Genomic DNA, 14,489 nt, shown 5'->3' on the forward strand with positions numbered 1-14,489 from the left:
TTAGTCTTCTACTAAGGCCTCATAAATCTGAGTAATATGTGGGTCATTCACACCCAGTTGCTGTAGCGCCAGTTGCAGCTTTACCAGGTACTCGGCATTGGGGCCACTGGGTCCCGATGCACGGGCAATATGCTGGGCTATTTCAGATTCAGGGGCAGCACCAAGAAACGCTTCATTTTCTTCTGTTGCAATGTAAACCAGACCTTCGTTCTGAGAGCCATCGCGAAACGTCATTGCCGTGGTAAAACGCAGGTAACCGTTTTTCTCCCTATGATCCAAATGCTCAAACACATCCGGCGATACTTTATAGGCCATACCAGTACAAACTTCACCCGGCGTTTCAATTAAGGTGAGCACTCTACCCGGAGCTTCCGGCGTACCACGATGGTCATGCGAGCCTTGCCAGAAGCGGCGCGACCAGCCTTCAATAGAGGCCGGCGCCCTTTCCAGATAAGGAAAGTCAACTTTGTAAATGAGTGACCCATAACCAAATAGCCAGACAGCTTCCAGCCCACTTAAATCCTGACGTTCTCTATTTATCGCAATAGTATCGTGTGACATACAACTCTCTTGCCCGTTTCTCAGTTACAAAGGTTTGTAGCCGATACGGAAACCTCCCCAATGCTTTCCATTCACATAGACAGGTACCGATAAATCGTGCATAACCTCGCCCGTGTCGCGCTTGTACGTCTGTAACAATAACGCTTGTGTATGGGCTCCGCAACGCGCACCGGTTTTATCATTAAACAATCGACGAGAACGGTTACCGACCAAGTCTTTGTTTGGATCCCCGGTTAATGGTTTATTAAAGGCGTCATTATGTCGGGCGACATACCCATTCGGGTCAGTCGCGATAGCGTAGACAATATGTTCGTGACGCTTCAGAACCTGTTCTTGAATAGCGGGCAATACACTGTCGAAAAACTCTGTGTAAGCAGTTCTGTATTTTACCGGATCTGTCCCCGGCACGGGTTCATAGTTTTTTGAGAACAACTCAGAGGATGTCAGTTCACCCTGCTCGAGCGCCTGCTCTAAACGCTGTTCAATTTGCTGTGCCGCATCCGTCGCGGCTTTGTAAATAACTCTATGCTCTGCGTCGGCGTCGTTCTCAACCAAGTGCGCAAATAACTGTTCCGACTGCATTTCCAGTTGCTCTGCCTGACCACTGACATCATCAAGTTGCTGATACTGTTCCGACAGGTCCGAATTAACCGAATGCAGCAGCTCGCCGTTTCGGGAAAGATCCTGAGCGTTTTCTCCCATTAATGCCGTTATTTTCTGCAGTTGTTGTTCGACGGTTTCTGCTTGCTCAACAATGCTAGCCAGCTGCTCAACAATGCCTGCAGTTGTCTCAGACTGCTGCTCAATGTGCTTTGATAAATGCTCGATATTTTTGACAGCAGCAGTCGTTTCGGTATGAATCGCCTCTACCAGATTACTGACTTCTACGGTAGCATCCGAGGTTCTTCCCGCCAGCGTTCGCACTTCATCAGCAACGACCGCAAAGCCTCTGCCATGCTCGCCTGCACGAGCCGACTCTATTGACGCATTAAGCGCCAGCAAGTTGGTTTGTTCGGCAATGCTGTCAATAACCTGAGTCACTTTGCGAATGTCACTGGCCTTCTCCTGCAGGCCCTTAACTGCTTCGGCACTTCCCCGGCTGTCTGATACAACGAGATCAATTTCGTGGGTCAGCTGCTTTATTCGTTCTCTGCCTTCATGACTTATCTGCTTAGTTTGCTCAGCAGCAACCGCAACTTCCGACGAGAAAGTCTCTATTCCCTGAGCCCTCTCACTCACCCGGGACGAGTTATCGACGCTCTCTTCCAGGCGCTCTACAATATCGGCCAGTACAGTCTTAAAACGGCTAATTGCAAAGCTGAGTTCGGCCGTTGCAATAGCATTCTTTCCGGAGTTTTCAGCAAGGTGGTCGGTGCTGTCGTCGGTATCTTCAGGCTCATCAAAAGGAGCCTGGGCTCGCCGCAAGTAGCTAATATAAAAAACGCTTAAACCAATGAACAATAAAGACTGCAGGCAGAGTTGAAGCCAAAGCCAGGGGACAAACGAGGTAACGATTAAACTGGCAACTATCGCTAAAACCGTTATTAGTAAAGGTGGTTTCACATCAACTGTGGACATTTTTTCGCTTCCATAAGGCGTAAACAACGCAACAAACCATGTATATTTATCGAACAGTTTCTATGAAACTTTATGGCGGTGCACTACGACCTTGGTAGCAAAGCCAGGCGAGCGCTAACTCGCCTGACCATTTAATTGATTAGAATCAACGCTCCTTTTCAGTTTCGTCGTTTGAGTCAAGTTCTTCTTGCTGTCGCAAATAACCCGCCGCTTCTTCGTCCGAAGCCTGCGGTTTGTTTTGCTGCAACTTTTCCTGACTTGCAGGAATTGCGCGTGTCTGCTCATTTAGCTGATGTATCTGGGAGGCATTACCTAAGTCTCTGTTGCTGGTAATAGAAGCAATAGACTCACGATCTTTAAGGAAGTCGATGACATCGTTGCGAATCGAGGCCATTTCATCGTCCGATTTATGCATTTCCAGAATGTGTCGAGGGTGTTCGAGGTTTTTCATTCCTGTGGCCGCAAAAGTTGTCGACACAATACGAGAGACAATAACCCAGGGAGTGATACTGCTGCGTACTAAGGTGTTTTCTGAACGGGTACTGTCGTGAATACCCGCACCAGTTGATATTTTAGACTCGGTGAAAGTACCTTCGCACTTAAAGTAGATAAGCATTGATTCAAACTGAATTTCAGCATAGAACAGATGCGCAATATTTGCCGCTAACCGCGCAAAGGCACGTAACACATAACCGATAAGCAAGAAATGAATAGCCGTCATGGCAACACCAGCCAGAGCCATTAAGTCAGCGTAAGGCGTGTTCTCTGATAACCGGTAGTTCATGCTATCCAGCAGTTTCACCACATCCACCGTGGCATAAGCTAAAAAGAAAGTGAAAAGCACACCAACAATAAACAGGCTGTTACCCAACAACAAACTCACCAAGCGGGATTTTTCAAATAAAGCGCCCAACCCCATAGGTTTAACTCGTGGCTGCACTTCCTGAATCATCTCACCGCTGAACGCGCCTTTACCGTCTACTTGTTCCTGCAAGTTAGGATCAAGCTCACGGTAGACTCGGTTAGGTACTTCGCGGTAACGGCGGTTCGCCATTACCAAATTATCCAAATTAATAAAGATTTCTTTAGGGTGTACTGACTCCTGCCAGTTTTCGCGTAGCTCTGAAACTTCGGAAACCGGGTTCGCATCGGCTAAACGTTTTTTCAACAGCACCACGGTTACTAACGTACAAACAATAGCACCGACAAAAATGCTCAATAGATACCAACCGGCATGAAAGTTTGGTAACGCCGCAAACTGTTGCTCAATTGCAGCCGCGGTTAAATTTGCGGCGTTCATCCACCACCCAACAACCAGACCTACAACAACCGGTAGAAGCAGCGCAAAGGCTATAGTTTTAACCAAGTCGCCACTGCCCATTGAATCAATAGACTGCTCTGCTCCGCGCGATATAGCCTGACCTGCAGACTTCCATACATGCATGATATACAGCGTTAACAATACGGTATAAACCGGGAACGCAAGTACACCAGCGTCACCGGCAAACCCAGCCAGAGAAACAAAGGCAGCAAAACCAAAGGCAACCATTGCAGTCAGAGTACGCACCCACGCACCTAACAAACGCTGCGCCATGTTTCGAATGGGGTAAGGCATAAACAGCAACTTGGGAAATACCGTGTGAGCAATGCGCGCCAACAAGCCTTTTGGCTCTATAAAGGTACTGTTCTTACGACCCATCAGCATTTCTTCCAATGCCTGATCGTTATAAGCAACATAACGCGACTCTTCCTGCGCTGTGCTGCGTTCAGACTTACTAAAATTGCGTGCCAGTGATGTTGGATGGTTACGACCAACAAAGTAGCGCAGCATAGCCATAATACCGCCACTCAGCACTTTAATACCGCCAGCCAGCAATAACAGCCCGAAGATAGCTAATACCCAGCCTGTAATTGCATCGGGCTTAACGGCCCCGGCACCTGCTACCAGTAAATAAATGCCAAACAACGATTGCACCACACCGCGAACACTCGTCACCAATCCTTCGGTTTTAAACGGGTTCTTTAACCCCAGATCAATCGAACCGTAATCAAACGCCACCGAACTTCCCCTATTTAATACCTAATAAAAATAAAGGCTTTAGGTTAGCGGTAAGTTAACGGCTGAGCAATAGAAAGTTAGGTATGGCAAAGGCGCTTACTTCATTGACATCAAGCCCCACGCGTAGCAATCTAACCTTCTATTTAGGCACCAACTGGCAAAACCTATGAAAAACATCGTTGATCACTTAGCGCAGTATGCGGCTTATCATCGTAATCGTAAGAATGTGGCGACCCACATTGTCGGCATTCCTATGATTGTCGTTGGTATCATTAGTCTCTTGTCTCGACCTGCACTACCTTTGGATTATCTGTTGATCACCCCGGCCAGTCTGGTTGTTTTAGCCGCTGTTATTTTTTACATTCGGCTTGATATTAAGCTTGGGCTACTCATGACCGTGCTGCTATGGCTGTCTTTAGCCATTGGCCGGGACATTGCAGCTTTACCAACAGTGTTGTGGCTTAGCTGGGGCATTGGCCTATTCGTAGTCGGCTGGATCTTCCAATTCATTGGCCATTATTTTGAGGGCAGAAAGCCCGCTTTTGTTGATGACATTATGGGTTTAGCAATTGGTCCCTTATTTGTGGTGGCAGAAGTCGTATTCATTTTAGGCTTTAGAAAGGACTTAAAAGCAGCGGTGGAACAAAAACTATGATGGAACTGGATTACCCTCAGTGGTTTCATGACTGGGCGGCCTCCCAACCCTGGGCTTATACCATTAGTGCCTGTGTTATTCTGGCAGTTGCCGTTTGGATATCCCAGCTCATCACTCAGCAAGTTTTATTACGTGGTGTTTCGCGACTACTGTCACAAACAGAGTTAGGCAGTGACCCAGGCGTTGGCATTCGGGTTATTGTGCACCGTCTGGCTCAGGTTGTTCCTGCTTTGGTATTGTCCGCCGGTATTTATCTGGTACCCGACCTACCTGAAACCGTTACCACAGTCATACGTAACATCAGTATTGCTTACTTAATACTGACCCTGGCGCGTTCATTCAGCGCTGCCATGACCAGCGTTAATGAAATATACAACCGTCAGCCCGACGCGCATGAAAAGCCCATTAAAGGTTATCTGCAAATAGCGAAAATTGTGGTTTACGTTGTTGCCGCCATTCTCATCATAGCGTCATTACTCGACCGTTCACCGGTTATTCTGCTTTCGGGAATTGGTGCTATGGGTGCTGTTGCTATGTTGGTGTTTCAGGACACGATACTGTCACTGGTTGCCAGCATTCAGCTTTCCTCTAACGACATGATTCGGGTTGGCGACTGGATAGAAATGCCACAGCTCAATGCCGATGGCGATGTCATTGATATCGCACTTCATACCGTACGGGTTCAGAACTGGGATAAAACCATCACCAACATCCCGACCAAACGCCTTATCTCCGAGTCTTTTAAAAACTGGCGCGGTATGCAGGAAAGTGGCGGACGCCGTATAAAGCGCGCCTTGTATATTGACCAGAACAGCATTCATTTTTTGTCCGACGAGCAGAAGAAAAAGCTTAAGCGTTTCTCCTTGCTTAGCGACTATCTGGAGCAAAAAGAGAAAGATATTTCAGAGTGGAACTCTAGCCTTGAGCAAACCGGAGCAGATCCAATTAATGGCCGACAGGTGACAAATATTGGTACCTTTCGCGCCTACGTGAAACAGTACCTTAGTAACAGACCTGACGTGCATAAAGGGCTGACATTAATGGTAAGGCAGCTGAGCCCTGGCCCTCAGGGCTTACCTATTGAAATCTATTGCTTTAGCAATGACACAGCATGGGAAACCTACGAAGGCATACAGTCTGATATTTTTGATCACTTGTTTGCCATACTGCCGCAATTTGATTTGCAGGTATTTCAGGAAACATCCGGCCAGGATGTGCGCACAGCGGTGCAGCAACTAGGGTTAACTCAAAATAAGCCGGAGTGAAATCTGTAGCAATTAATCAAGTATTTATTGAGTCAGCTCAAAAATGCTTGTATGGTCTTTCACCTCATTTGTAACCCGAGAATACAGTGGTGGTATCGTTGTGAAAGTGCTCTTCATGTTACCCAAGACCTTGTTGTTGCTGCTCTTCATTTTTGGCGTTTCTGATGCCAGCGCAGACAACAAAGAGCTCCTTAAACAAGTTACCTTTAATGAGGTGCTCGCCCTTAACAGTGAAGGCCCGACAAAAACTTACTCTTACGGAGACCAGACTTCACAGTTTATCCAGTTCTGGAGCACGCGCGAACATTCAGACTCAGCCGCTAACGTTATTTTTATTCACGGTGGCTGCTGGCTAAAAGACTACGACATTACTCACACCAACCCCGCCAGCAATGCATTAAGAAACGCAGGCTTTAATGTGTGGTCAATAGAGTATCGTCGTTTAGGCCAAGAAGGCGGTGACTGGCCAGCAAGCTTAAACGACGTAGAAGCCGCTATCGACTTTATTGGCGACAAGCTTAATGGCCGACCCAGCGCTGTTATGGGGCACTCTGCAGGCGGGCACCTTGCATTGCTGACCACTGCAAATGACACTCCTGCATCGCCTAACATCGAAGCTGTGATTGGTCTTGCTGCCATTACCGACATGGTCAGTTACACGCAAACCGATGGTAGTTGTAACCGCGCGGCTTTAAACTTAATGAAAACCGCCTACGAAAATACCAGTGATTACCAGAAGGCCAGTCCAAGAACCCAAAAACTGCACGATAATACCTGGTTAATTCAGGGAGATGCCGACCGTATTGTGCCACTGAGCCAAACTCACAATATTGACGTAGAAACAGAGATACTGGAAGGTGTCGGCCATTTTGACCTGATACACCCACACTCAAGCGCATGGAAAGCCATTATTAAACGCCTGAACAACGAGCTTCATCCATGAACCTTACCGACATACAAGAACTTGACATCATTGACCCTTTCGCAAAGCACCGCGAACAATTTCAGTTACCCGAGAATAAAGTCTATTTGGACGGCAATTCTTTAGGAATAATGACCAAAGCAACGGAAACACGTTTGCAGAACGTTATACAACAACAATGGTCACAAGATCTTATCAATAGCTGGAACGACCATAACTGGGTGAACTTGCCGCAAACCGTTGGTGAAAAAATTGCGCATTTAATAGGGGCCGAACCAGAGCAAACCATTTGCTGCGACTCAATATCGGTCAATTTATTCAAAGCACTCACCGCTGCGCTGACCATCGTTCAGACGCAGGACCCGGAGCGCACTGTTGTTCTGTCGACAAAAGACAACTTCCCTACCGACTTATATATGGTTCAGGGTGTTGCTCAGTTTTTAGGGCAGCATCGCTGCCAATTGAAGCTCGTTGACGAAAGCGAGCTTGAACAGCACATAAATAGCAAAACCGCTCTGGTGCTGGCAACCGAAGTGAACTTTCGGACCGGCCGACGCATTAACGCAAAGCAGTTGGTCGCCAATGCGCACGAAAACGGCGCTCTGGTAATTCTCGATTTAGCACACAGTGCCGGTGCTATGCCCGTTCATTTGGATGACTGGCAAGTGGATTTTGCGGTCGGCTGCACCTACAAATACCTGAACGGAGGGCCCGGTGCCCCCGCTTTTATCTACGCAGCAAAACGGCACCACAAAAACATGAGCCAACCCTTAAGCGGCTGGTTTGGTCACGCCAGGCCCTTCGACTTTTCACCGGAATACAAACCGGCTGCGGGTATACAGCAGATGCTTACCGGAACGCCTTCGGTTCTGGCTATGTCAGCCGTGGACGCCGCGCTGGATGTTTTTAAAGGCGTTAGCTTAGAAAAGCTAAGAGAAAAGTCGCTACAACTGTCCGATGTGTTTCATCAGTTATTAAAGACTCATGACCTTGATGACGTACTGCAGCCTATTTTTCCAGAACAACGAAGCGAACGAGGCAGCCAACTGTCTTATCACTACGAGCATGCTTACGGTCTCTGCCAGGCTTTAATTCAACGAGGCGTTGTTGCTGACTTCCGTGCACCTAACTACATTCGTTTTGGGTTCACCCCACTGTATAACAGCTTCGAGGACATTTGGCAGGCAGCCGAACAGTTGCGGCAAGTGTTAGCAGAAAACGAACATCTGGATCCGCGCTGGCAACAACGTAATACCGTCACCTAAAACCAAAAAGCCTCAACGAAACTCACTGCGTTGAGGCTTTTTCAGAACGGCTTTGGTTTACATCATATTTCCTAACGGAACTTTTTGACCATTGAGCATAGCCTCACCGCCTTCCATTTGGAACTCACTACGGTAATCGTCTTCAGTTTCCGTCAGTAAGCCCTGCTGTAAATACATGTTGATCATCATTGGCGCCTGTTGCTCAGCCATTTTCTGCATCTCGGCCTCATCAGCACCCGGATACTGCATACGCATAGTTGATAACAGTTGTTGTTCAGCAAGCCACTTTAATAGAGGTTTATCAACAGTCAGCGACGCATCGGCAATCAAACTCGAAAGCCAGAACCGAATATCATCCAAATTATCAGGTACCTGAGCCACACCAACCAATTTGGCTGATAAGTCGCCTTCAAAATTTCCCGGCTCCATTTCACCGCTAAACTCACTAACAACAAACTCAGGCTCTGCCTTCAGTAGTTGCGGTAAACTGTCTTTTACCAACTTCTCAGTTGCTGCCTCCATTTCGTCCGGCCCCTGATCATAAATAGTTTGCATAGTCTGGTTGTAGGCCCGCAAAAACTCGGCATCGAGATTATTAAACGCCATCTTTACAACAAGATTATCAAGGTGAGTGTCGCCAAACATAAATGATTTCATCGAATAGTTCATATCCACATTCATGTGTTTTTCATCATCGCTAAATGCACTGATAGCCTCGACATCAAGCTCTTCTACATTGAAAAAATCGACATCATCAGGCGAGCGCGCAGTAACCTTTTCAAGCTGCATCGACATTTCGCTTTCATAAAGTCCACCCTGCATAATACTGAGCAAGTCGCCTTTAGCTTCCGTACGGACTTTCATCTCACCAACGCTGACAGCCTGAACTTCCATAAGCACTTCAGCACCCTCTAATACGCCCTCATAGCTGAAGCTGTCTGACGAAACCTCGCCACTGCCTTCATAGCGGGACACTGAAATCTGCTGGCGGGCGTCATTTGGTACTAATGTAAACGAAGAAATGGAGTCGCTGTAGCTAAAGGTGCCGGAAAAACCGACAGAGCCAACCATATGATAAAAAGGCGTTTCATCTTCCCAGTCCAGAAACTCACGTAAGCCTTCGTCTTTAGAGCTGGCCTCAAGTGACGCCAGACCAAGCCCCGGAGAAAACTGAGTAAGCACAGGGCCATGCTGAACATCAATAACCACCTCAAAAGAAAGCTCTTCAGATTGTTCTGCTTCGGGAAAGGCGCCGCTGAAATCAACGCCCAGTTCGACAGTTGCGGTTGAGCCAAACCAGCCTCTGTCAAATGACACAACTTGCGCTGTATAGGCAGGCACATTATTTAATGCCTCGACGTGCTGCTTCAATGTGTCTTCAACTTGGGAGCCGGCAAAGCGGGGGCCAATTAAAGCAGCAGCGACAACGACAATACCGACGCCGCCAAGGAGTCCTTTCTTATTCATAGTAGTCCTTTCATTTATAGGGGTGAGTTGTAATTATTATGTTGAAATTATACATAGATTGAAAACCGACAGCAAAAGTTATGCCCGCAATAGGCGAGTGTGAACCTTTGTGTTAGTTTTCCAGTAGAAGTAACAGGTCTTTTTTAAGCAGGTATAGCAATATGGTCAGGATAGTAACGGCAGCATTGACTGCCCTCTTTCTTTTTGGATGTTCCTCAGGCGACTGGCGAGATGCGTCCAGAGAGCCCGCGGGTATCGCGCCTGACCCTGAAATTGAGAAACAAGCCGTCATTGAAGCCTATGCTGCCGATGCCTTTGGCTGGCGTGGCTGGTTTGCCGTTCACACCTGGCTGGCCGTGAAGCCAGAAAATGCCAGCGAGTATACCGTATACGAAGTTGTGGGCTGGGGTGTGGAGCATGGACGCCCAGCACTGCGCGTTTATCAAACAGCAACCCCTGACCGCTACTGGTATGGCGCCGAACCCGAAAAAATACTCTCGGTATCGGGAACCCAGGCCGCCGGCATGATCTCGCGCATTGAAGAAGCAGCTTCCCGTTACCCCTGGGCGGACCAATACGAAGTGCTACCGGGGCCTAACAGCAATACCTTTCCGGCCTGGATAGCCATACAAGTTCCTGAGCTTGGCCTAAAATTACCTTTCAGTGCTATTGGCAGCGGCTACGCGGATAATGATCAATGAATTTTAAATTGCTGAAGCTCTCTTTGCAGTGACATTGAAAGCTTGGCCAAATCATCGCTCGACTCTCTAACTTGAGCCGAACTTTGCGCCGATTGCTCTGCAATATCGGTTATGGTGCTGACATTCTTGTTAATATCTTCAGTTACTGAGCTTTGTTCATCTGCTGCGGTGGCGATATGATTGTTCATATCATTGATTTCAGTCACCGCTTCAGTAATTCCTTTAAGCGCACTATCAGCTCGCTGAGCTTTATCCACCGTAGCATCGGCACTTTCACGGCCCGCGTTCATAGAACTCACGGCTTCACTTGTTGCACTCTGCAAACGTTCAATCATATCCTGAATCTCTTGGGTCGATTGTTGAGTACGACTTGCCAAAGTACGCACTTCATCCGCAACCACAGAGAAGCCCCGACCATGTTCACCGGCTCTAGCAGACTCAATCGCTGCGTTAAGTGCCAGTAAATTGGTTTGTTCTGCAATACTGCCGATAACTTCAATTACTCTGTTAATATTGTTGCTGTCGTCAGCTACTTTATCAATTACCTGAGTAATTTGATGAACCTGATTAGCTAATGCCTGAATAGCATCAACAGTTTCACCTACAGCCTTGCGACCATTTCTCGTATGAGTATCCGCTTCTTGCGCTGATTGTGCAGCTTCATTGGCATTTTTGGCAATTTCATCCACCGTTGCCGACATTTCATGTATAGCAGTCGCAACCTGCTCGACCGCCTGATGTTGCTGTTTAATGCTCTGGTTAGACTGCTCAGAAATACTGGAAAGCTGCTCAGACGAAGTTGCCACTTGTTCAGCCATACTGCTCACTTTCTGAATGGTTCGCTGCAACTTCTCAATAAATTCATTAAACGCATCGGCAACTTTCCCTAGTTCATCCGTCCGTTGTAAGTGAATTCGTGCGGTTAAATCTCCCTCACCTTTGGCCATATCACGGAAACGCTCCAATAATAAATTCAGTGGCTTAGAAATCAGTGGAGGGAAAAACAATGCTAAAAGCACACAAACCGCTAAACCAATAATAAGCACTGCGCTTTGTGTCCAGTTACTTTGTGCAATGGTTGAATCAATTAACTCTGTCTGATCAAGTGCCGCCTCTTCTTGCCGCTGTTCCAACTGATCGAGGACACTGCGCATTGTCTCGAACTGGGGACCGCTTTGTTGCTGACTTAAACCCACCGCGGCATCAAGGTTACCGCTAGCATGCAATGCGATAACTTCTGCGGCTGTTGCAATCCAGACCTCACTCTTTTGTTTATAGTCGGCCACCATCCTGCGCTCGGTATCGCTTGAGGTAAGCTTCAGAAACTTATCGACCCGCTGCTGTGCTTGTTCAATATTTTCATTGTGAGTATCAATGAGCTTTTGCTGTTGCGAGCTACCCGGCTCTACAGACAGCAGTGTGCGCTCCGCCACTTGAGCCTGGTGTAAATCTCTGTCCGCTTGCAGCAAAAAATTAAGGCCCGGTAAATGCTCGGCTGAAATTTTGTCAACACTGCCCGCCACCGATTTGAAGTTAGTCATACTCACAGCCGTGATCGCAATGAGAACCAAAGCTAACAATACGATGGGTAATAGCAGCTTGTAACGAACGGTTAAATTATTAAACCAGCCCATAGATTTTTGTTCCTGTGACAGTTCTATTACTTTATATCGTAAGCAAAGCAACAAAGCTTTAGCCGGTCAATAAATATTCAATTTAAAGCATTCACCCAAGACGCCAACACTGAAAGCAGGCATAATACGCTCATATTTAAAATACCTTCGTTCAGCGGTTAATTTTCCCATGGAAATCAATGTAAACTTTCTCGACAATATGCGCCTTGAGGCAAAATTCGATGACTTCACGGTTATTTCGGATCAGCCCATTCGATACAAAGGCGACGGTTCCGCCCCCGGCCCTTTTGACTACTTTCTGGCGTCTTCCGTTATGTGCGCGGCGCACTTCATTCGTCTGTATTGCGACGCCCGCGATATTCCAACCGAGAATATCCGCATTTCACAAAACAACGTTGTCGACCCGGAAGACCGCTACAAACAGTTGTTCAAAATTCAGGTTGAATTACCGGCCGATGTTTCCGAGAAAGACCGCAAAGCCATTATTCGGGCAGCTGAGCGTTGTGCCGTTAAGCGCGTTATAGAAAATGATCTGGAATTTGACGTTGAAGCGGTTGAAAGCATTACTCAAGACGCTCAGGCGTTACTGACCATACGCCCTGACAGCGACAGCAGAACCTTTATTGAAGGCAAAGACTTACCGCTTGAGCAAACCATTGCCAATATGACCGCCATACTGGCGGACTTAGGCATGAAGATAGAAATATCTTCCTGGCGTAATATTGTCCCGCATGTGTGGTCATTACACATTCGCGATGCCGCCTCTCCTATGTGCTTTACCAACGGAAAAGGCGCCACCAAAGAAAGCGCTTTATGCTCCGCACTGGGCGAGTTTATTGAGCGTTTAAGCTGTAACTTCTTTTATAACGACCAATACTTTGGCGAAGAAATAGCAAACGCCGAATTCGTACACTACCCCAACGAAAAATGGTTTAAACCCGGCGCAAACGACGAGCTTCCCACCGAAATTCTGGACGAATACTGTCGTGAATTTTATGACCCGGAAGGCGAGCTGCGAGGTTCACACTTAATTGATACTAACTCAGGCCGTGCTGACCGCGGTATTGTGTCCTTGCCGTTTGTGCGTCATTCCGACGGCGAGACGGTCTATTTTCCATCGAACTTAATTGAAAACCTGTATTTAAGTAACGGTATGAGTGCGGGTAACACTCTGCCCGAAGCACAGGTTCAGTGCTTATCAGAAATTTTTGAGCGCGCCGTTAAAAAGCAAATTATTGAAGAAGAAATTGCCCTGCCGGACGTACCGCTAGAGGTACTTAACAAGTACCCGAATATTCAGGAAGGGATAAAAGCCTTAGAAGAACAAGGCTACCCGGTGTTGGTTAAAGACGCATCGTTGGGCGGTCAGTTCCCGGTTGCCTGTGTTACCTTAATGAACCCACGCACCGGCGGTGTTTTTGCTTCTTTTGGTGCGCACCCAAGCTTTGAAGTGGCGCTGGAGCGCAGCCTGACCGAGTTATTGCAAGGCCGAAGCTTTGAAGGTTTAAACGACCTCCCGGCACCAACCTTTAACTCCATGGCTGTGACCGAACCAAACAACTTTGTTGAGCACTTTATTGATTCGTCGGGCGTTGTGTCCTGGCGTTTCTTTAGCGCTAAGTCTGACATTGAATTCGTTGAATGGGACTTTAGCGGCTCTAACCAGGAAGAAGCCGATACACTGTTTGGCATTTTGCAGGACATGGGCAAAGAAGCTTACGTAGCCGTGCATGAAGACCTTGGCGCGCCGGTGTGTCGTATTCTGGTCCCGGGCTATTCGGAAGTCTACCCCGTAGAAGACCTCATTTGGGACAACACCAATATAGCTTTGCAATACCGTGAAGACATTCTCAACCTGCACCGCTTAACCGACGATCAGCTAGAAGACTTAGTTGAGCGCTTAGAAGACAGTCAGCTTGATAACTACATGGATATTATCACCCTGATTGGTATTGAGTTTGATGAAAACACGGTTTGGGGTCAGCTCACTATTCTTGAATTGAAGCTGCTTATTTACCTTGCACTGCAACGCCATGACGACGCTTTCGAATATGTGGAAATGTTCCTGCAGTTCAACGACAACACGGTTGAGCGTACGTTGTTTTATCGCGCTGTTGAAGCGGTGCTTGAGATTACTCTGGACGAAGAACTGGAATTAGAAGACTATCGCTACAACTTAGGCCGCATGTACGGCGAAAAAACCATTGAAGCGGTTATAGGCTCTGTTAAAGGCACTGCGCGCTTCCACGGTTTGGAACCGACCAATATGCAACTGGAAGGTCTGGACAGACACTTGCGCCTTATAGAGAGCTATAAGAAGCTACACACCGCCAGAACAAAGTAGACTACTCCTTCTGGCATAGTGTACAAAAGTTCCGGCAA

11 protein-coding genes are annotated in these 14,489 nt (G+C 47.4%); 6 read left to right on the forward strand and 5 right to left on the reverse strand.

The features are described 5' to 3' along the window. From BM359_RS06600 to BM359_RS06610, 3 genes are all read right to left on the reverse strand, one after another. Positions 1-561 (reverse strand): gamma-glutamylcyclotransferase, encoded by a 561-nt coding sequence (locus BM359_RS06600; protein WP_054489497.1) that lies wholly within the window; start codon positions 559-561, stop codon positions 1-3. 24 nt (positions 562-585) lie between these two features. After that, positions 586-2,139 carry a methyl-accepting chemotaxis protein gene (locus BM359_RS06605; RefSeq protein ID WP_054489499.1) on the reverse strand — a complete coding sequence of 518 codons (1,554 nt, stop codon included), beginning with the start codon at positions 2,137-2,139 and terminating at the stop codon, positions 586-588. Between the two features lie 145 nt (positions 2,140-2,284). Next, positions 2,285-4,198, reverse strand: a complete 1,914-nt coding sequence (locus BM359_RS06610) for a hypothetical protein (RefSeq protein ID WP_054489501.1) — start codon at positions 4,196-4,198, stop codon at positions 2,285-2,287. A gap of 166 nt (positions 4,199-4,364) precedes the next feature. On the opposite strand from BM359_RS06610, the gene BM359_RS06615 reads away from it, so the two are divergent. Genes BM359_RS06615 through kynU form a run of 4 tightly spaced genes read left to right on the forward strand, consistent with a single transcriptional unit; the run spans position 4,365 to position 8,305 of the window. Then, entirely contained in the window at positions 4,365-4,853 is a 489-nt protein-coding gene (locus tag BM359_RS06615; protein WP_054489503.1) for an Mpo1 family 2-hydroxy fatty acid dioxygenase, read from the forward strand. Next, on the forward strand, positions 4,850-6,118 hold the full coding sequence (locus BM359_RS06620; protein WP_054489505.1) for a mechanosensitive ion channel family protein: 1,269 nt from the start codon (positions 4,850-4,852) through the stop codon (positions 6,116-6,118). The genes BM359_RS06615 and BM359_RS06620 overlap by 4 nt, the downstream gene beginning before the upstream one ends. A gap of 43 nt (positions 6,119-6,161) precedes the next feature. After that, entirely contained in the window at positions 6,162-7,061 is a 900-nt protein-coding gene (locus BM359_RS06625; protein WP_234972468.1) for an alpha/beta hydrolase, read from the forward strand. Next, the gene (gene kynU / locus BM359_RS06630) at positions 7,058-8,305 is read left to right on the forward strand and encodes a kynureninase (RefSeq protein ID WP_054489509.1); all 1,248 of its coding nucleotides are present in this window, start codon (positions 7,058-7,060) and stop codon (positions 8,303-8,305) included. Before BM359_RS06625 ends, kynU begins: the two co-directional genes overlap by 4 nt. A gap of 57 nt (positions 8,306-8,362) precedes the next feature. On the opposite strand, the gene BM359_RS06635 is transcribed toward kynU, so the two are convergent. Beyond that, entirely contained in the window at positions 8,363-9,772 is a 1,410-nt protein-coding gene (locus BM359_RS06635) for a YdgA family protein (protein WP_054489512.1), read from the reverse strand. A 161-nt stretch (positions 9,773-9,933) separates the two neighbouring features. Between BM359_RS06635 and BM359_RS06640 the strand changes: the two genes are divergently transcribed. Then, entirely contained in the window at positions 9,934-10,473 is a 540-nt protein-coding gene (locus tag BM359_RS06640) for a DUF3750 domain-containing protein (protein WP_054489513.1), read from the forward strand. Here the strand turns inward: BM359_RS06640 and BM359_RS06645 are convergent. Next, positions 10,467-12,107 carry a methyl-accepting chemotaxis protein gene (locus tag BM359_RS06645; RefSeq protein ID WP_054489515.1) on the reverse strand — a complete coding sequence of 547 codons (1,641 nt, stop codon included), beginning with the start codon at positions 12,105-12,107 and terminating at the stop codon, positions 10,467-10,469. The two genes, BM359_RS06640 and BM359_RS06645, sit on opposite strands and share 7 nt — an antisense overlap. A 169-nt stretch (positions 12,108-12,276) precedes the next feature. Between BM359_RS06645 and BM359_RS06650 the strand changes: the two genes are divergently transcribed. After that, positions 12,277-14,451 carry an OsmC domain/YcaO domain-containing protein gene (locus BM359_RS06650; RefSeq protein WP_054489517.1) on the forward strand — a complete coding sequence of 725 codons (2,175 nt, stop codon included), beginning with the start codon at positions 12,277-12,279 and terminating at the stop codon, positions 14,449-14,451. The last annotated feature ends 38 nt before the right edge of the window (positions 14,452-14,489 follow it).

The sequence above is a fragment of the Idiomarina abyssalis genome (assembly GCF_900116625.1).
GTDB classification, from domain to species: Bacteria; Pseudomonadota; Gammaproteobacteria; order Enterobacterales; family Alteromonadaceae; genus Idiomarina; species Idiomarina abyssalis.